The organism is Acrocarpospora pleiomorpha, from assembly GCF_009687885.1.
GTDB lineage: Bacteria > Actinomycetota > Actinomycetes > Streptosporangiales > Streptosporangiaceae > Acrocarpospora > Acrocarpospora pleiomorpha.
This window is the reverse complement of sequence record NZ_BLAF01000024.1, coordinates 48,660-68,449: the sequence shown is the minus strand read 5'-3', so window position 1 is coordinate 68,449 and position 19,790 is coordinate 48,660. Positions and strand designations below refer to the sequence as shown.

The 19,790-nt window shown below is 68.9% G+C and carries 13 protein-coding genes; 12 read left to right on the top strand and 1 reads right to left on the bottom strand.

The features are described from left to right. Positions 1-108 precede the first annotated feature (108 nt). The 12 genes from Aple_RS21925 to Aple_RS21870 all read left to right on the top strand — a co-directional run bounded on the left by Aple_RS21925 (position 109) and on the right by Aple_RS21870 (position 16,432). Positions 109-2,289: an alpha-ketoacid dehydrogenase subunit alpha/beta gene (locus Aple_RS21925; protein ID WP_155346534.1), complete on the top strand. Its 2,181-nt coding sequence runs from the start codon at positions 109-111 to the stop codon at positions 2,287-2,289. Between the two features lie 26 nt (positions 2,290-2,315). After that, on the top strand, positions 2,316-3,608 hold the full coding sequence (locus Aple_RS21920; RefSeq protein WP_155346533.1) for a dihydrolipoamide acetyltransferase family protein: 1,293 nt from the start codon (positions 2,316-2,318) through the stop codon (positions 3,606-3,608). A gap of 53 nt (positions 3,609-3,661) precedes the next feature. Beyond that, the gene (locus Aple_RS21915; RefSeq protein ID WP_170321611.1) at positions 3,662-4,546 is read left to right on the top strand and encodes an NAD(P)-dependent oxidoreductase; all 885 of its coding nucleotides are present in this window, start codon (positions 3,662-3,664) and stop codon (positions 4,544-4,546) included. Positions 4,547-4,715: 169 nt separating this feature from the next. Beyond that, the gene (locus Aple_RS21910; RefSeq protein WP_170321610.1) at positions 4,716-5,420 is read left to right on the top strand and encodes a helix-turn-helix domain-containing protein; all 705 of its coding nucleotides are present in this window, start codon (positions 4,716-4,718) and stop codon (positions 5,418-5,420) included. Positions 5,421-5,649: 229 nt separating this feature from the next. Then, entirely contained in the window at positions 5,650-7,035 is a 1,386-nt protein-coding gene (locus Aple_RS21905; RefSeq protein WP_155346530.1) for an amidohydrolase family protein, read from the top strand. Next, on the top strand, positions 7,032-8,045 hold the full coding sequence (locus tag Aple_RS21900) for an ABC transporter permease (RefSeq protein WP_155346529.1): 1,014 nt from the start codon (positions 7,032-7,034) through the stop codon (positions 8,043-8,045). The genes Aple_RS21905 and Aple_RS21900 overlap by 4 nt, the downstream gene beginning before the upstream one ends. A gap of 96 nt (positions 8,046-8,141) precedes the next feature. Continuing rightward, complete coding sequence (locus Aple_RS21895) at positions 8,142-9,317, top strand: substrate-binding domain-containing protein (protein WP_155346528.1); 1,176 nt, start codon at positions 8,142-8,144, stop codon at positions 9,315-9,317. A 5-nt stretch (positions 9,318-9,322) separates the two neighbouring features. Then, positions 9,323-11,821 (top strand): ATP-binding cassette domain-containing protein, encoded by a 2,499-nt coding sequence (locus tag Aple_RS21890; protein ID WP_155346527.1) that lies wholly within the window; start codon positions 9,323-9,325, stop codon positions 11,819-11,821. A gap of 103 nt (positions 11,822-11,924) precedes the next feature. Further along, a complete protein-coding gene (locus tag Aple_RS21885; protein ID WP_155346526.1) occupies positions 11,925-13,277 on the top strand; it encodes a M24 family metallopeptidase in 1,353 nt (450 codons plus the stop codon). Continuing rightward, positions 13,274-14,302, top strand: coding sequence for a ketopantoate reductase family protein (locus Aple_RS21880; protein ID WP_155346525.1), 1,029 nt, complete (start codon positions 13,274-13,276; stop codon positions 14,300-14,302). The genes Aple_RS21885 and Aple_RS21880 overlap by 4 nt, the downstream gene beginning before the upstream one ends. Next, a complete protein-coding gene (locus Aple_RS21875; RefSeq protein WP_155346524.1) occupies positions 14,299-15,729 on the top strand; it encodes an amidohydrolase family protein in 1,431 nt (476 codons plus the stop codon). The genes Aple_RS21880 and Aple_RS21875 overlap by 4 nt, the downstream gene beginning before the upstream one ends. An 82-nt stretch (positions 15,730-15,811) precedes the next feature. Beyond that, the gene (locus tag Aple_RS21870; RefSeq protein ID WP_155346523.1) at positions 15,812-16,432 is read left to right on the top strand and encodes a helix-turn-helix domain-containing protein; all 621 of its coding nucleotides are present in this window, start codon (positions 15,812-15,814) and stop codon (positions 16,430-16,432) included. Between the two features lie 43 nt (positions 16,433-16,475). On the opposite strand, the gene Aple_RS21865 is transcribed toward Aple_RS21870, so the two are convergent. Continuing rightward, positions 16,476-19,667 (bottom strand): GH92 family glycosyl hydrolase, encoded by a 3,192-nt coding sequence (locus Aple_RS21865; RefSeq protein ID WP_155346522.1) that lies wholly within the window; start codon positions 19,665-19,667, stop codon positions 16,476-16,478. Between the last annotated feature and the right edge of the window lie 123 nt (positions 19,668-19,790).

The window sequence follows — 19,790 nt, the reverse complement described above, 5'->3', positions numbered from 1 at the left end:
TAATGGATCCATTCGTAGCCTACGGTGCTGCACATATGGCCGTCAACGCAGCAAAATGGTTATTGAGTTCCCCTTGTATGGATCCATGTTCTCGCTTGGAGGAAGAACATGTCGACGCATAGGAAGCTGGCCGCCCAATCCCCATGGGTGGAGCTGGCGCCGAGCCGTGCCGACTGGGACGCCGCAGACCCCGATCTCCTGCGCATGATGCTCATCCAGACACTGTGGATCCGGGTGTTCGAGGAGTACGTCCTCCAGCTGGCCACCGAGGGACTCGTGCACGGGCCCGCGCACTCGAGCATCGGCCAGGAGGGCGGCGCCGTCGGCTCGATCGTGAGCTTGCGAAGCACCGACTTCGTCAACGGCTCCCATCGCGGGCATCACCAGTTCCTGGCGAAGGCGCTCGGCCATGTGATGCCGCCCGCGGACGGCCGGCTGTCCGAGCTGAGCGAAGACGTGCGCACCGTCCTGTACCGGACGTTGGCCGAGATCTGCGGTCTCGCGGACGGGTTCTGCCGCGGCCGCGGTGGCTCGATGCACCTGCAATGGCGCGAGGCCGGGGCGATGGGCACGAACGCCATCGTCGGCGGGGGAGTGCCGCAGGCGCTCGGCTTCGCGTTCAACCAGCGGCACTCGGGCACGGACGGGGTGACCGTCACGTACTTCGGCGACGGCGCGGTGAACATTGGATCCGTCCTGGAGTCGTTCAACCTCGCGGCGGCGTGGAAGCTCCCCGTGTGCTTCTTCATCGAGAACAACCTGTACGCCGTCTCCACCCCCGTGGACAAGGCCACCGGCGAGCCGCGCCTGTCCGCCCGCGGCCTCGGCTTCAACATCCCGAGCTGGCGCGTCGACGGTATGGATCCACTCGCCGTGCATCTCGCGATGAACGAGGCGCTGGAGCACATGCGGTCCGGCAAGGGCCCGGTCATCGTCGAGGCGGAGGTGTACCGCTACTTCCACCAAAACGGCGCGTATCCGGGCAGCGCGTTCGGCTACCGCACGAAGGCTGAGGAGAGCGCCTGGCGTGAGCGTGACCCGCTGGAACTCCTCAAGCAGCACGCGATCCGGCGCCGCGTCGTCACCGGTGCGGAGTTCGAGGCGAAGCAGCGGGAGATCTCGGACTGCCTGCGGTCGATCGGGGACGGCCTCTTCGAACCGCTGCCCGGCGGCAAACCCGGTCAGCGCCGGATCCGGGCCGGCAAGTGGCCTGACCCGGGCTTCGTCGACGTCGGGATCCGCGGGGACCTGAGCGAACTGCGCGGCAGCCGCTACGAGGAGGAGCCGACCTTCGGCGGCGAGCTCGGTGAGCGGCGCTTCATCGACGTCGTCAGCGACGTCATGGCCCGGCGGATGGAAGAAGACCCCTCGATCGTCGTGCTCGGGGAAGACGTCGACGGCCTCAAGGGCGGTACGAACGGCGCCACCCGCCGGCCGCTCGAGAAGTTCCCCGAGCGGGTTCTCGGCACGCCCATCAGCGAAAACGCGTTCGCCGGCATGGGCGGCGGGATGGCGCTCGACGGGCGGGTCCGGCCGGTGGTCGAGTTCATGTACGCCGACTTCATGTGGGTCGCCGCCGACCAGATCTTCAACCAGATCGCCAAGGCGCGGCACATGTTCGGCGGTGACAGCCCCGTGCCCCTCGTGCTGCGCAGCAAGCTGGCCGCCGGGACGGGGTACGGCTCACAACACTCCATGGATCCGGCGGGCGTCCTCACCACCGCCCCGGGCCTTCGCGTGGTCGCCCCGTCCAACCCGTTCGACTACGTGGGCCTGATGAACACGGCGCTGGCCTGCGACGACCCCGTCGTGGTACTGGAACACGTCGATCTGTACGCCGCCACGGGAACCGGTCCGCTCGCGGACCTCGATTACCGGATCCCGGTCGGCAAGGCCGCGCTCAGGAGGCAGGGAGACGACCTCACGATCATCGCCTACCTCTCTATGGTGGGCCACTGCCTGGAGGCGCTGGAGCAGGTGCCCGAGCTGAGCGCCGACCTCATCGACCTGCGCTGGCTCGACCGCGCCAGCCTCGACTGGGACACGATCGAGGCGAGCGTCAGGAAGACGAACCGCGTACTGATCGTGGAGCAGGGCGCGGTCGGCACGTCTTACGGTGGCTGGCTGGCCGATGAGATCCACCGTCGGCTGTTCGACTGGCTCGACGGCCCGATCGAGCGCGTCACGGGCGCCATCGCGTCACCGAGCATCAGCAAGGTCCTCGAACGAGCCGCCATCGCCCGAACCGAGGAAGTCGTCACCGCGCTACGCGCCCGGGTCCAGTCCTGATCGCGCGAGAGCCAAAGGAGAAGATCATGGCAACCCTCCTGCGAATGCCCGAGGTCGCGGCCGGCGCCACGGAGGCGGTTCTGTCCGATTGGCTGGTCGATGAGAACGCGTCCTTCACCACCGGGCAGCCCATCGCCGTCATCGAGACCGACAAAGCCGTCGTCGAGATCGAGGCGGAGACCGACGCGGTCCTGCTTCGCCGCCTCGCCGAAGGCGGGGCGAGCGTGGAGGTCGGCTCGCCGATGGCCCTCATCGGGGACGAGAGCGAGAAGAACAGCGATCTCGACCGGATCCTGGCGGAGCTCGGGGCCGGTTCGCCCCGGGAGGCGCCCCCGCCGGTACGGCATGAGGTGCCCGCTGTACCCCTGCCTGTGGCGTCCGCCGTGCCGCCTGCCGCCCAGAAAGACGGGCGGCTGTTCATCACGCCCATCGCCCGCAAGATTCTCGCGGACGCCGGGCTGCGCGCCGAGGACGTGCAGGGCACCGGGCCGAACGGCCGGATCCTCCGCCGTGACGTGGAGCGGGCCGTGGCGACGTCCCGAGAACAGGCCGCGCCCAGCCCCGCCCCCGAGCCCGCGGTGGCCACGGGGGAATCCGCGCAGCCCGCACGCGCATCGCAAGCCGCCGCGGCACCGGGCTTGGATTTCGAGGAGATCCCGCACTCGCGGCTCCGGCGCGCGATCGCCGGTCGGCTGACTGCGAGCAAGCAGACGATCCCGCACTTCTACCTGCGGCGCACCGCGCGGATCGACGCCCTGCTCGCGCTGCGGTCCCAGCTGAACGACGTCTCACCGTGCCGGATCTCCGTCAACGATCTCGTTCTCCGCGCGGTCGCGATCGCCCATGTCGAGGTGCCCGACGCCAACGTGATCTGGACCGAGCAGGGCATGCGCAGGTTCGAGTCGGTCGACATCGGGGTCGCGATCGCGTCGGAGCGCGGACTCGTGACGCCGGTTCTGCGCGGCGTGCAGAACGCGGCCCCGAGCGCGGTCGCGCGGCAGGTCGGCACGTACGTGCGGCAGGCGAACGACGGCAAGCTGCGGCAGAGCGACCTCGAAGGCGGCTCCATCAGCGTCACGAATCTCGGGATGTTCGGCGTGGACGAGTTCGCCGCGATCATCAATCCCCCGCAGTCCGCGATTCTGGCGGTCGGCGCGGGGAAGGCCGTGCCGGTCGTCGCCGGCGGTGCGGTCGAGGTCGGGACGGTGATGTCACTCGTGCTCTCGGTGGACCATCGAGCCATCGACGGAGCCCTGGCGGCGAAATGGATGGCCGCGTTGGTGACGAGCATCGAGGAACCGCTGCGCCTGCTCGCCTAGACGGCGCATCCACCGACGGGAAGTTCACGATGAGCGTACGGAGACGAGACCAGATGACCAAGATCGCATTCCTCGGCTTGGGGCGGATGGGCCTGCCCATGGCCGGCAACCTGGCCGCGGACGGTTATGAGCTGACGGTTTGGAACCGCAGCCCGGCGAAGGCGGAGGACTTCGCCGCCCAGCACCGGGCCCGCGCCGCAGCGACACCGTACGACGCCGTGTCCGGGGCGGATGTCGTGATCACCATGCTCGCCGACGACCGCGCGGTGCTGGACGCCTACACCGGCGAAGGCGGGGCGCTGGAGGCAATGTCCGAGGGGACGCTCGCGTTCGACATGGGCACGGTGTCGCCGGACACGGTCGGCCGCCTTCGCTCCCTGCTGGGCGGCCGGGGAGTGGACTTCGTTGACGCCCCGGTCTCGGGCAGTGTCACCGCGGCCGCGGCCAGGTCCCTGACCATCATGGCCGCCGGCGACGCCGACGCCGTGCACCGGGGGCGGGAGGTCCTGTCATCGCTGGGCGACCCCGTCCTCTACCTGGGGGAGAGCGGCGCGGGAAGCGCCATGAAGCTCGTGGTCAACACGATCGTGCACAGCCTCAACCAGGCCGTGTCCGAGGCCCTCGTGCTTGCCGAGCGCGCGGGTATCGAGCGGTCCACGGCGTACTCGGTGTTCTTGAACAGCGCCGTCTCCGCGCCGTTCATGCAGTATCGCCGGGAGGCATTCGAGCGTCCCGGCGAGGTGCCCGTGGCATTCAGGCTCGAACTCGCGGCCAAGGACCTGCGCCTGGCTTTGGAACTGGCGGACAAGGTCGGGGCAGAGCTCCCGCAGGCCCGCGTCAACCGCGAGGTCCTCGGCGCGGCGATGGCCGCCGGGTTCGGCGACGCGGACGAGTCGGCCGTGGCGCAATATCTCCGCTCCGGTACGCCCCCGCCGTGATGTTCGCTGCGATTTACATCGCCGCACTCGTTTGACAGCAACTTTGAGTCTCATTAAAGTACGCGTTGTCGAGTCGGGAGTGATGATGGAGGTCGAGTGCCTGCTGCTGGAGCCACGCCAAACACGACAGCATGGAACGCGGGGTTATCCGCGTCCCCGCACCGGGGGCATGGCATTGCCTGAGATGGAGAACGCGGGCAACCGGATCAGGGCCGCTCGGCGCGCCAGGGGGATGAGCCTTCGCGTGCTCGCCGAGAAGGTCGGAGTGTCGGCCAGCATGCTCTCGCTACTGGAAAACGGCAAGTCACGCTCGTCCGTGCGTACCCTGTACGCCGTGGTCGAGGCGCTGGACATGACGATGGACGAGCTCTTCTCGGATCAGGAGTCCCCTGCCGCGCCACCGCCGCCGGCCGAGCGAGCCACGGAGGCGGCTCCCTCGTTCATCACCGTGGCCCGGGCGGGCGACCGACGCCGGATCGAGATGGAGACCGGTGTCATCTGGGAGCGACTGGGCCGAAATTCCGCGGCCGGCCTGGAGCTCATGCTGGTCATCTACCCGCCGGGCGCCAGGTCGAGTGAGTTCGGGCGCTACCACCGGCATCCGGGGGTGGAGAGCATGTTCGTGGTCCAGGGTGAGCTCACCTGCCGAGTCGGGTTCGAGGAGGTCTCCCTGGGCGTCGGCGACAGCGTCACCTTCGACTGCTCGCAGCCGCATCTTCTGGAGAACCGTGGAGTGGAGGAGATGCGCGCGGTCTGGGTCGTGCTGAACCGGTCCGCTGACGCCCTCGAATCCCGCACCGACGGGCCCGTCCCGCCGTATTCTCCCGGCCGGGCTGCCGGAGGTTCCGGCCACTGGCCGGACCAGATGCGCTGATCGTTCTTCATCCCATCCGCCGGAGGGCCTGCCGATACCACGTCGGCAGGCCCTCCGGCTTCTTCGTTGAACGTGACTGATCAACGAAACTGAACAGAAATCAAATGTTACTTGACAGACATTCAGCGTGGCTCGCATAGTTTGTTCACGCCGATCTGGGATTGAGGCACATCGACAGATCAGCGGAATCAATCACCCCCCCTGCCAAAGCCTGCGGAGGTTCACGCTGATGCGTACGCTGCTTCTCTCCGGCGGGATCGTCGTCACCTGCGATGACTCGAACACCGTCCTCTGGCCTGGAGACATCCTGATCCGAGACGGCAAGATCGCGGCCATTGGGCGCGAGTTAACAGCACCTGACGCGGAACGGATCGACATCGCCGGGCGGATCGTGATGCCGGGCCTGATCGACACCCACCGCCACACCTGGCAGTCAGTGGTCCGCAACATCGCCTCGGACTGGACACTCGATCAGTACCTCGTCGGCCTCCATATGGGGCTGAGCCGGCACTTCCGCCCCGAGGACACTTACGCGGGCAACCTCATCGGCGCGCTGGAAGCACTCGACAGCGGTATCACCACGTTGCTCGACTGGTCCCACAACCTGTACACCCCGGAGCACACGGACGCGGCCGTCGACGCGCTGGCGGAAGCGGGGCTCCGCGCCGTGTTCTCCCACGGCGGGGGCGCGCAGCAGTGGGGCGGCCCGATGCCCTCATCCGTCCCCCATCCGGAGCATGACGTCCGCCGACTGCGCGCGGATCGCTTCTCCGCCAACGACGGCTTGGTGACCATGGGGCTGGCGGTGCGGGGTCCCCAGTTCACCACGGCGGAGGTCAACAAGGCGGACTTCCTGCTCGCGCGCGAACTCGACCTGCGCGTCTCGGTACACGTCGGCGACGGGCACTGGGGCAAGAGCAAGCCGATCCACAAGCTGAACGAGGCGGGCCTGCTCGCGGACACGACGACCTACGTCCACTGCAACACCATCGCCGACGACGAGCTGCGGCTCATCGCCGACACGGGCGGGACCGCCTCGGTCGCGACCGACGTCGAGATGCAGATGGGGCACGGCTGGCCCGCGACGGGACGGCTGCTCGCCGTGGGCATCGAGCCGTCGCTGTCAGTCGACGTGTGCAGCTCGGTCGGCGGCGACATGTTCTCCTTGATGCGGACGACGATCGCGGTGCAACGGGCGAGCGACAACGCGGCCGCGGTGGAAGCGGGCGAGCAGCCGGATCGGATCAGACTCCGCTGCCAGGACGTGCTCCGCTTCGCGACGATCGAGGGCGCCCGAGCCAACGGGCTCGTGGACGTCACCGGTTCGCTCGAAGTCGGCAAGGCCGCCGACATCCTGATCCTGTCCAACGACACCCTGGCCACCACGCCGATCACCAACCCGGTCGGCACCATCGTCTACAACGCCCACCCCGGCCTGGTGAAGGACATCCTGGTGGCCGGGAAGTTCGTCAAGCGTGACGGAAAGCTGATCGGCGTCGACCTCGACCGGTTGCGCCGCATGGCGGAGTCCTCGCGCGATCACGTCTTCGGTTCGCTGGAAGGCGCCGCGATCGGCGGCGACTGGCAGCCCGAGCAAAAGCTGGCTCTAGGGTGAGCGCACCCACGGTGGCAGCGCCCGCGATCCGCACGAGCGACCCGTTGGCACAGCGCCTGGCGGCATGGCCGGTCAGCCGCGCGTTCGCCGCGGTCGTCATCCTGTTCCTAGCGAGTGCCGCCATCTCCCCCGCCAGTGTGAGCCAGAGCGCGCTACTGGCGATGCTGCCCTTCGCCGCGCTCACCGCGATCGTCTCAGTAGGACAGACACTCGTCGTCCAGCAGGCAGGACTCGACCTGTCCGTGGCGGGCGGGATCTCCCTCGGGGCGTTCATCGTCGCCAAGTACGGCTCGTCGCAAGAGCTCGGCCTCACGATGGCGATCGTGCTCGCGCTGATCGTGGCATTCGCCGCGGGCGCGGCGAGCGGTCTGATCGTCGCCTTCTTCGGGCTGCCGCCCCTGGTCGTGACCATCGCGATGAACGCGGTGCTGATCGGTCTGGTGCAATTCCTGTCGGGCGGGTACAGCGCCGAGGCGCCGCCGTCGCTGGCGAGCTTCTCGGTCGGCCGTACCCTCGGGGTGCCCAACATCGTCTACATCGCGGTCGTCCTCATCGTGGTGGCACAGGTCGTGCTCAAGACCACCGTGCTCGGGCGCCGCTACGAACTCGTCGGCGCGAACCGGCACACCGCACACGCGGCCGGCATCGGCACCCGACGCTACGCCGTCGCCGCCTACGTGCTGTCGGCCCTGCTCGCCGCGGCCACCGGTGTCCTGCTGGCCGGATTCCTGCGCACCACAACGCTTTCCCTGGGCGACGCCTACCTGCTGCCTTCGGTGGCCGCTGTCGTGCTCGGCGGCACCGCGCTCACCGGAGGCCGGGGCAGTCTGGTGGGCACCGCGCTGGGCGCGCTCTTCCTCGGACAGCTCAATCAACTGGTCCAGACCTACACCCAGACGACGGCCGTACAGAACATCGTGCAGGCCGCGATCATCGGCGTCGGCATCGTCGTCCAACTCGATCTGGCGAATCGACTGCGGCGCCGCGTCATCCGGCGAAACCCGAACTGACAAACCACTTCTGCCGGAGTTTCGGTCTCACCGGATCGCCTACTCACCCCTGCCCGCACCCCCTGCTTATCCGCACCCGTCTTTTGGGGAGCTCTCATGTCCAGCACAACCCGACGTCATGCCACCATAGCGTTCGCCACGGCCGCGACCCTGGCCGCGGCGCTGACCGCATGCTCCAGCGTGAACACCACCTCTTCGCCCGCCAGCGGCTCCCCGGCAGGCCCCGGCCAGGTCGCCGTGGGCAACTCGGGCCCCCTGTCGGCACTGATCTCCATGGACCAGGTCTGCGGCGACAAACCGGTCAAGGTCGGCTTGGTCGACGGCCTGGGCACCAACGCCTGGTCGAAGATCGTTCGGGCCGAGGTCGAGGACGAGGTGAAGAAATGCCCGTCCATCACGAGCTTCGACTACGTGGCGGGCCGGGGCGATCTGCAGGCGACGCTGGCGGGCATCACCGGCCTCGCCACCAAGGGCGTGAACATCCTGCTGGTCATCCCCGACGCGGGCCCGGGCCCCTCGCACCTGTCCGCCATGCGTGCGGCGACGAAGGCGGGCGCCACGGTGGTCGCGATCGCCGCGGACCCCTCCGGCTCCGCAGGGCCGGACTACCTCGACTACGCCGACTGGGACGCGGCGTACTCGGGTGAGGTCTGGGCGAAGTGGATGATCGACCGGCTCGGCCCCGAGGGCGGCAACATCGTGATGCTCGGCGGGCCCGCGGGTAACGCGGTGTCGGCGGCCGAACTGAAGGGCGTGAAGAAAGCGCTCGCGAACGCGTCCCAGGTGAAGCTGCTGACCGAGGAACCGGTGACGACCAACTGGGATCCGGCCATGGCTCAGCAGGCGATGAGCGCTCTGCTGGCCAAGTACCCGAAGATCGACGGTGTGATCGGCGACTACGGCGCGACCGTGAGCGGGGTGACGCGGGCCTTCGCCAGCGCCGGCCGGCCTCTGGTGCCGATCGTGACCACCGACGACAACGAGCTGAGCTGCGGCTTCGACGCCCTGAAGAAGGACAACCCCGACTACGAGCTGGCCACGGCCTCCTCGCGCACCTGGATCGGCCGCATCGGGCTGCGCAAGGCCATCGCCAGGTGGAACGGCAAGCCCAACGCCGAGCCCTCGCTGGTTCAGCTCGACCTGTACGAGGACTCCAGCGGCAGCCAGGCCGGCGCCATCGCCCCGTCGAAGGCGTGCAAGACGGGACTGCCCAATGGCGCCCCGCCGTCCTCCCAGCTGACCGACGCGCAACTCGGCGCTCTGTTCAGTTGAGCCCGATGGAACTGAAGGTGGAATCAGCGATCGGCACCGCCCTCACGCTCTCGGGGATCGTCAAGCGGTATCCGGGCGTCCGGGCGCTGGACGGGGTGGACCTGACGGTCCGCCCCGGGGAGATCCACGCGGTGCTCGGGGAGAACGGCGCGGGAAAGTCGACATTGGTCGGGGTCGCCGCGGGGTCGGTGACCCCGGACGAGGGCCGGATCTGCTTGCTGGGCAAGGAGTATCCGGCGATGACGCCCTCGGTGGCCAGGGCACACGGCCTGGCACTGGTGTATCAGACACCGGCGCTCGCGCCGAGCCTGACGATCAGCGAGTCGATGCTGGTGCTCGTGCACGAATCGGTGCGGCCTTCGGTGGCCGACGCCGGCGCGTGGACCAGGCGGCATTTCGAGAAGCTGGGCCTGCGGATCGACCCCGAGCTGAAGGTCGCCGAACTGACACCGCGTGAGGCGCACCTGGTCGAGATCGCCGCCGCTCTCGCCAACGAACCGCAGGTACTCGTGCTCGACGAACCGACCGAAGCGCTCGGTCCCGACGAGACCGACTGGTTGTTCCGCGAGGTCCGGTCCCTCGTCGCCGCCGGGGGTGCCGTCGTCTACATCACGCATCGCATCCCGGAGATCCGGGAGATCGCCGACTCGATGACCGTACTGCGGGACGGCCGCGTGGTCGGCGGCGGCAAGGTCGCGGAGTTCAGCGATGAACAGATCGTCGAACTCATCATCGGCCGCTCACTGGACACCACGTTTCCCGACAAGCCGGACCTGACCGGTGCCGAGACGGTCTTCCGGTTCGAGGAGCTCACCGGCACGGGATTCCAGGGCGTCACCGGGTCGGTGCGCGCGGGCGAGATCGTCGGCTTCGCCGGTGTCGAAGGCAACGGGCAACGGGACGTGCTTCGCGCGCTGGCCGGGCTCACCCGGTCCCATGGGACGGTGCATGTGGCGGGGAAGGCGGTCCGGTTGTCCAGCCCGGCCGCCGCGGCCGGGCACGGCATCGTGTTCCTGTCCGGGAATCGCCTGCGGGAAGCGGTGTTCGGTGACCTGGGCGTGCGGGAGAACATCGACGCGCTGCGGCTCCCGGACGTCTCGCTGGCCCGGTCGGTGCTCGTCCCTCGCCGGGAGCGGGAGCTGGTCGCCCCCGCGGTGGCCGCCCTGCGGGTCAAGGCGGCCAGTCTGGACACTCCGGTCAACACGCTCTCCGGTGGCAACCAGCAGAAGGTGCTGCTCGCCCGCGCGAGTCTCGGCGCGCCGAAGGTGCTGCTGGTCGAGGACCCGACGCAGGGGGTCGACGCGGGGGCGCGGCTGGAGATCTATCGTGTGCTCCGCGAGATCGCGGCCCGCGGCACGGCGGTCATCGCGCTGTCCACCGACGCGGTCGAGCTCGAAGGGCTGTGCGACCGGGTGTTGGTCTTCTCCCGCGGGCGCGTCAGGGCCGAACTGCAGGCGGCGATGCTGTCCGAGCGGGAGATCACCGGCGCGGCCGTGCTGTCCACCGAGCTGAGCGTCGAGCAGCCGCCGCCGACCCGCGCGCGGACCCGTCGCCCGCTGCTGGGCGGCGAGTTCCAGGCGGCGGCCATGCTGGCGTTGGTGGTCGTCGTCGGCGGGCTGACCACGCTGTCGTCTCCGGCGTTCCTGACCAGCCTCAACATCGGCCAACTGCTGCTGGCGACCTCGTCCCTGGCCCTGGTCGGCCTCGCTCAGCTCCTGGTCGTGATGACCGGCGGGATCGACCTGTCGGTGGGTTCGGTGGTCGCGCTGTCGGTGGTCACGGTGTCGTTCTTCGCGAGCGGCTCACCCGCCCTGTTCGGCATCGGCGTGGTGTGCGCCGCGGCGGCGGGCGCGGCGATCGGGCTGCTCAACGGCCTGCTGGTGACGAAAGTGGCCATGCCGCCGGTGATCGCCACCTTGGTCAGCTCCATCGGAGTGCTGGGGATGGCGCAGTTGCTGCGCCCGCTGCCCGGCGGTCAGGCCGACGACGCCTTGCTCAGCCTGCTGGGCACCACACTCGCCGGTGTCCCGATGGTGTTCGTGCTCGCCGTCGCGGTGGGTGTGCTCGCCCACGTGGTGACCCGCCGCACCAGAGCGGGCCGGGCGCTGCGGGCGACCGGGGCCGACCCGTTGCGGGCCGCGCGTATGGGTGTGCCCACCGGCCGCACCCGGCTGCTCGCCTACGTGACCGCGGGGGTGCTGGCCGCCTGCGGTGGTATCGCGTTCTACTCGCAGACCGGCGTCGGCGACGCTTCGGTCGGCCAGGCGCTCACGCTCACCTCGGTCACCGCCGTGGTGCTGGGCGGCGCCAGCATCTTCGGCGGCACCGGCTCGGCCTTGGCGACGCTGGCCACCGCGCTGTTCCTGCAGACCATCACGAGTTCGCTGAGCTTTCTGTCGGTCAGCGTGGCCTGGCAGTACTGGATCCAAGGCATCCTCGTCGTCGGCGCGGCCGTGGTCCCCCTGGTCAGGACGGAGAACTCCCGACGAAAGGCGAGCGCCTGATGTCCTGCCGGAGAACGAACGCGGCACCCGACCAGTCCCCCCTCGACGGGCGGGACCCCTACCGCCGGCCCTGTGGCTGAGCACCTACACACCGGAGAAACTCATGGGAACGGCCACATTCGGCATGAACGTCGTCGACTGGGAGGCACGCGTCGATGTCGACCGGCTGCGCCGGGAGCGGCTGGCCAAGCTCAAGCGGCAGCTCGCCACCTCGGACGTCGGCGCCCTGCTGACCTTCGACTTCCACAACATCCGCTACATGACCGCGACCCACATCGGCACGTGGGCGATGGACAAGCTGATCCGCTTCGCCCTGCTTCCCCGCGGTGGTGAACCCGTGCTGTGGGACTTCGGCTCGGCGGCGCGCCATCATCAGCTCTACGCACCGTGGCTGGACTACCGTACCGGTGATGACGTGGCCGGGCCCGCCCGCGGCACCAGCGGCGCCCGCGCCGGGATCTCTGTGCTGCGGGGCGCCTTCCACCCCGACGCCGGCATCGCCGAGGCGGTCGCACAGAAGATATTCGAAGAGCTCGAACGCTACGGCCTGCACACCGAGCCGATTGGAGTGGACATCGTCGAGATGCCCGTGCTGATGGCGTTGCGGGCCAAGGGCATCGAGGTCGTCGACGGGCAGCAGATCTTCCTGGAGGCCCGCCGGATCAAGACCGACGACGAGATCTCGCTGCTGACCACCGCCGCGTCAATGGTGGACGCGGCCTATGATGACCTGTACGCGTTCCTGCGCCCCGGTGTGCGCGAGAACGAAGCCGTGGGACTGGTGTCGAAGCGGTTGTTCGACCTCGGGTCGGAGCAGGTAGAAGGCGTCAACGCGATCTCCGGGGAACGGTGCTCCCCGCATCCGCACGTGTTCAGCGACCGGTTGCTCCGTCCCGGAGATCCGGCGTTCTTCGACATCCTGCACAGCTTCATGGGGTACCGGACCTGCTACTACCGCACCTTCGCGGTCGGCAGCGCCTCCCGCGCGCAGGTCGACGCCTACCGGCGCTGCCGCGAATATATGGACCACGCGATCGAACTCGTCAAGCCCGGCGCGACGACAGCCGACATCGTGAGCGTGTGGCCGACGGCGCGGGAATTCGGGTTCGCCGACGAGGAGGCCGCCTTCGCCCTGCAGTACGGCCACGGCGTCGGGCTGTCCATCTGGGAGAAGCCGATCTTCAGCCGCCTGGTCTCGCTGGACCATCCAGAGGTGCTGGAGGAGGGCATGGTGTTCGCGCTGGAGACCTACTGGCCGTCGGCCGACGGCGTGGGGGCGGCGCGGATCGAGGAGGAGCTGGTCGTCACCGCCGACGGCGCCGAGGTCATCACCAAGTTCCCGGCCGAGCAACTCCTGGTGGCGGGCCAGCGCTACTACAGCGTCGGCGGACCGCTGCCGACCGAGCGCCATGCCCAGTCCCACATCAACAATCGATCGACGGAGGAAACACGATGACCGGACTACGGATCGCCGTACTGGGCACCGGAGCGAACGGCGCCTCGATCGGGGCCGATCTCACCAGGGCGGGCCTCGACGTCACATTCATCGAGCAGTGGCCCGAGCACGTGGCCGCGATGCGCGCGGCGGGGGTCCGCGTCGACATGCCCGAGGAGAGCATCGTGACCCCCGTGCGGGCGTTCAACCTCTGCGATGTGGCGACCTTGCGCGAGCCCTTCGATCTGGTGTTCGTACTGGTCAAGGCATATGACACGCGATGGGCGTGCGAGCTGCTCAAACCGCTGGTCAAACCGGACGGCCTGGTGATCGGGTTGCAGAACGGGATGACGGTCGACACGATCGCCGACGTCATGGGTCCCGAACGCACGCTCGGTGCGGTGATCGAGTGCAGTGCCGCGATGTACGAGCCCGGCGTGGTCGAGCGGCACACGCCGCCCGCGAAGTCCTGGTTCGGGCTCGGCAGCGTGACATCGGCGACTCGCCCGCGGGAACGCGAAGTCGCCGGCATCCTCGGGCACGCGGGAACCGTGGAGATCGTCGAGGACATCCGGTCGGCGAAGTGGGCGAAGCTCATAGTCAACGCCGGCGAGCTGGTGCCCTCGGCGGTCCTGAATCTGCCGATGCGGGAGGCGATGGCGGCTCCCGGGATGCGGAAGTTCATGCTGCGGTGCGGGATCGAGGCGGCCGAGGCCGCCATCGCCGACGGCCACAAGCTGGTGCCCATCTTCGGTCTCAGCGGGCTCGACCCGGCGGACCCGCGCGGATTCGTCGAGGCATTGCTGGACGCGGTCATGAACGACTTCGCGCTGCCCCACACCAGGACCACCGTGTTGCACGACTGGATGAAGGGCCGCCGCTGCGAGGTCAAGGAGATCAACGGTCTGGTGGTCGACGTGCACGCCGAGCACGGAGGTTCGGCGCCCGCCAACGCGATCGCGGTGGAACTGGCGCGGCGGGTCGAGTCCGGCGAGTTGGAGGCCCGTCCCGAGAACGTCGACCTGATGGTGACGGCCCTGTCATGAGAATCCTCATCGAGAACGCCGCCGTCGTCACGATGGATCCCGCGCTGGGCGAGTTCGAGCGGGCGAGCATCCTGATCGAGGACGGCAGGATCGCCGCGGTCGGGCCGGACCTCGACGCGGACGCCGAACGGATCGACGCCTCGGCGATGATCGCCCTTCCCGGCCTGGTCGACACGCACCGGCACGTCTGGCAGTCGCCGCTGCGCGGGATTCTCGCCGATGGGAACATCCCCGATTACCTGCGCGGCATCCGGCTGCAGATGGCACCGCGGTTCCGGGCCGAGGACATGTACGTGGGCAACTACCTGGGCGCGCTGGACGCACTCAACTGCGGCATCACGTCGGTCGTCGACTACTGCCACAACATCCTGACGCCGGAGTGCGCTCATGCCGCGGTCTCGGGCCTGCTGGACGCGGGAATCCGCGGGCTGTACGCGCATGGCCTGACCCCGGTCACCAGCAATACGTGGTCGGAGAGCAAGAGCGGGAGTACGACGGCCGCGGATCCGGGCCGGCTCGAAACCCGGGCCCGGCTCGCCCGCGAGATCCGGGAGACCTACTTTTCCAGCTCCGACCAGCCGCTGCGGTTCGGCATCGCGCCCCAGGAGCTGTGCATCGCGCCCGTCGCCGAGGTCGCCGCGGAGTTCGCGCTGGCCAAGGAGCTCGACGCGCGCATCACCCTGCACGCCAACCAGGTCATGGTGCGGCAGCTTTTCGAGGACGTGGAGGTGCTGCACCGCCACGACCTGCTCGGCGACGACCTGCTCCTGGTCCACTGCACGTTCAACACCCCGAACGAATGGAAGCTGCTGGAGGGCACCGGAACCATGGTCTCGGTCTGCGCCGAGACCGAGATGCAGATGGGCATGGGATTCCCGGTGATCCGCGAGGTCACCGACCACACCCCCGGCCCCAGCCTCGGCATCGACGTGGTGAGCGGCGCCTCCGGCGACCTGCTCTCGCACGCCCGGTTCGTCCTGCAGGCCACCCGCTGGCGGCATGACGAACCGGAATACCGCGAGTACCGGGCTCCGCAGGTCATGGGCTGGACGACCCAGGACGCGCTGCGCTGGCTGACGATCAACGGAGCGAAGGCCGCGGGCGTGGACGACGTCGTGGGCTCGCTGTCTCCGGGCAAGCGCGCCGATGTGGTGCTGATCGATATGTCGGGCGTCAGCGTGGCCGGCTGGAACCGCCGTGAGCCCGGGAGCACGGTGATCGCGCAGGCCCACGCCGGGCTGGTGGACACCGTGCTGGTCGACGGCAAGATAGTCAAACGCGGCGGGCGGCTGGTGCACGTCGACGTCGAGGCCGCGCTCGCGAAGATGCGGGCCACCCACGACCACTTGTTCGAGCAGATGGATCGCCACGGTGGGTTCATTCCGCAGCCCCCGGTCGACATCCCGCTGTACCGTGAACGCGCCTGAAGCCGGATGTTCGCGGCTCGGTGCGCGCTCGGGCCGTGAGACCCTCCAAGGACGGGACATGTGCGGGTAACAGGAGCGTTCGATGGAAGTCGAGTTCGGGAAGCGCATCCGGGAGGAGCGACAGCGAAAGGGGCTGTCGCTGCGCGAACTCGCCGGTCGGGTCGGTGTGTCGGCGAGCATGCTGTCCCAGGTCGAGACCGGTCGCAGCCGCGCGTCGGTGACCACCCTCTACGCCCTGGTGCGCGAGTTGGACTTGTCGCTGGACGAGCTGTTCGGGGACCAGCCCGTCCCGGACCCGCCGCGGCCCTCGTCGGCGCGGTCCCGGGTCGTTCCCGTGCACCGGGACCGGCCGGTCGAGCATGCCGGCGACCGGACCAAGATCCAACTCGGTTCGGGGGTGGTGTGGGAACGGCTCGCGCACGTCGACCCCGATGTGGCGACGCTCATGGAGATCACCTACCCACCGGGCGGCACGTCGGCGGAGTCCGGCAAGTTCCAGCGGCATGACGGCATCGACTTCGCCTACGTGCTCGCCGGTCGGCTGACGCTGCACCTCGGGTTCGACACCTATGTCCTCGGACCGGGCGACACCGCCTCCTTCGACGCCACCGAGCCCCACATGCTTGAGAACACCGGCACCGAGGACGCCCGCGCACTCATGTTCGTCTTCAACCCCGACCGCCACCGACCCGACCACCACTGAGCGGGTCACCCCGGTTCGGGGTGACCCGCTCAGCACTGGGTGCCTAGAGGAAGGCCCAGGTGAAGATGTGCAGGATGCCGTCGTCGGAGGGGGAGAACTTGATGGTCTTCAGGGTTTTCGCCGGGTTCAGCGCGATGGGTTGTGCCGCGAACACGTGCGCTGGGATGGGCTGCATGGCCCAGGAGCCGCCGTACAGGCGGTAGGGGCTGGAGGCGATGATCTCGTTGCCGTACTGGGGCTGGCCGCCGCCGAAGTCGAGGAGCCAGTCGCTCATGCCGAGTTTGGCGGTGGTGGTGGTGCCGTCGGTGTAGGTGATCGTGGCGTCTACCTCGGGGTAGCCGCCGGTGCCGGCGCCGAGGAAGGCGATCTTGGTGGCGCCGGTGGGGGCCGTGACGTCCAGGGGTTTGACGCCGGGCTGGATGTCGTCCCATTCGCCGGGTTTGCGGTTTGGCCAGGTGAACGTGAAGCCGTTCCAGTTGATCGTCGAGCCGGGGGTGAGGCCGACCGCGCCGAGGGCCTGGGCGGAGTAGCTGAAGTTGGCGCCGTCCACGTTGGCGCTGCCGGGCTTGGTGTCGTCGCCGATGCTGGCGTTGTTGTGGTGCCAGGCGGGGGTGCCGGGCTTGGCGACGTTCACCCGGATGCCGGCGTTGAGCTGGCCGGATCCGATGATCGGGATGCTGACCATGCCGAGCGGGGTGTTCGCGGGCACGGTCACCGTGATCTTCTGTGAGGCCGCGCCGCCGCCCGAGGTGGGGTAGAGCGTGCCGCTGATCGGGGCGACCGAGATGCCGGGCGGCGGCTTCGCCTCCCAGCGCACCGACCCGCCGACGCTTCCGGTCGACCGCGCCGTGATCGTGGTCTCGAACGTCTTGCCCGGTTCGGCTGGGCCGCTGCCGGGGTTCAGGCCCAGCAGGAGCGGCTTCGCGCCCTCGTTGAACGCGGGCGGCGCGTCCGCGGGGGCCGAGCCGAACGCGGTGTTGGGGGTGGTCGCGGTGGTGAAGTCCAGCTTGCCGCCGCGCTGCGCGATCGTCTCCGGCACCCATGCCTTCGTCGTCGCCACGCCGTTGACCTTCAGCGTCCGCACGTACCGGTTGGTCGAACCCGGCGCGTTGATGATCAGGTCGCCGGCGGGGCGCTTGATCGTGATCGAGTCGAACAGCGGCGTGTTTACCAGCAGTTCGGCCCGGCCGGGAATCGCCGGGAACAGGCCGATCGCGGACCAGACATACCAGGAGCCCATCGCGCCGAGGTCGTCGTTTCCGACCAGCCCGTCCGGAGCTGAGGTGAAGAGCTCCTTCTGGACTCGCCGTACCAGATCCTGGGTTTTGTACGGCTGACCCGCCCACGCGTACAGCCACGGCGTGGCCGCCGACGGCTCGTTGCCGAGGTAGGCGTACGGCTGGTTCGGGCCCGCGTTGAGGACCTTGAAGAAATTGTCCAGGCGGGAGATCGCCGCCGCGTTGCCGCCCATCGAGTCGAACAGGCCGCGCACGTTGTGCGGCACCAGCCAGTGGTATTGCGCGCCGTTGCCCTCGATGTAGGAGTTCATCGAGCCCGGGTCGAACGGCGACCGGAACGCGCCGTCGGCCATCTTCGGCTGGATCCAGGTGTTCGCCGGGTTGTAGGTGCTCTGCCAGGCCTGCGACCGCTTCATGAACTCGCTCGCCAGCGCGGTGTTGCCCAGACGGCCGGCCAGCTGGGCGATGCCGAAGTCGGCGATCCCGTACTCCAGGGTGGTCGACGGGTCCATCGGGACGTAGCCCTTGGCCATGAAATCGGCGTTGCCCGGGCGCTCGTCGTAGCCGAGCAGCGAGTGGCCGATGTCCTGGGGGCCGACCCGGCGGGCCGCCTTGGCCATCGCGTCCAGCGCCGCGGGGGCGTCGAAACCGCGCGCGCCGAAGGCGTACATGCTGGACAGGATCGAGTGGAACGGGTCGCCCACCATGACGCCGGTGATCGCGTTCTGGTGTGACCAGCGGTCCCAGACATTCCCCACCGACTGCGCGTTGTCGTACATCGACTGGGCGATGTCACTCGCCACATCCGGCGCGAGCAGGGCGAGGAGTTGCACCTCGCTGCGGTAGATGTCCCAGCCGGAGAACGTCGCGTAGTGATGCTTTCCGGGCGCCACCTTGTACGGCTGGCCGTTCATCCCGGTGTAGGTGCCGTCCACGTCCTCGAACACGTACGGCTGGAGCAGCGCGTGGTAGAGGTTGCTGTAGAACGTGCGCCGCTGCTCGGTGGTGCCGCCGCCGATCTTCACCTGCCCCAGCCGGGTGTTCCAGCTGGCCCGCGCCTTCGCGGCGACCTGGTCCACCCCGTCCTGACCGATCTCGGCGGCCAGGTTGTTCTTCGCGCCGGCCAGGCTCACGTAGGACAGACCCACCCGCATCTGGACCGGCCGGGCCGGATCGAACTCCAGGTATGCCCCCGAGCCGGGCCCGTTCACCGTGATGTCGCCCGGGGTGACCACGTCGGCGTTGGCGACCTTCGCCTCGGAGGCGTTCCGCACGGCCGCGCCACCCGGCGTGACGGTGTCGTCCTTCCAGGTGCCGTAACCGAGGATCGGCTGGTCGAATGTGGCGTGGAAGTACACCTTGTACCGCATCGGCGGGCCGCAGAAGCCGCCCGTCTGCACCCAGCCGGTCACCGTGTTGCCGCTGATCCTGGTCTCGCCGTCGTCCACGCCGTTGACCGAGCCGCTGGTGTTCAGCAGGAGCGTGCCCGGCTTGCCGGCCGGGAAGGTGAACCGGCCCACGCCGCCGCGCGTGCTCGCCGACAGCTCGGTCTTGATGCCGGTGTCGAGAACCGAGCTGTAGAAACCGGGGGAGGCCTTCTCATTCTCATGCGTGAACGTCTGAATGTAATCGGCGCCGTGCGTCGCGGGCGATCGGCCGATCTTTCCGGAGATCGGGATCACGGGGAAATCCTGCGCGCCGGTGCAACCGGGCCCGGAGATGTGCGTCATGGAGAAACCGCGCAGGCGGTTGTCCTCCCACGCGTAGCCGCCCCCGGCGTTCTCCATCGTGTCGGGGCTCCACTGCATCATTCCGAACGGCACGACCGCGCCGGGGAAGTTCATTCCCGCGCCGCCGCCGTGCCCGAAGTCCGCGGCGCCGGCTTTGGTGCCGAGGAAGGGGTTGACCAATGCGGCCACGTCGGTGACCGGGGTCGGCACGGTGTCGCGCACCGCGCCCGCGGGCAATGCCATGGCCGCCAGGAGGGTGGCGGCCATCGATGCTGACCATATAGACAAGGGAGTCCTCCATCGTGGACATCGTGATCACGACGAGGAAACGGGAATGTGAGATGGCGGTCAATCAGCAGAAGTGCCGGTCACAAGTTGCCAATGCCGTGT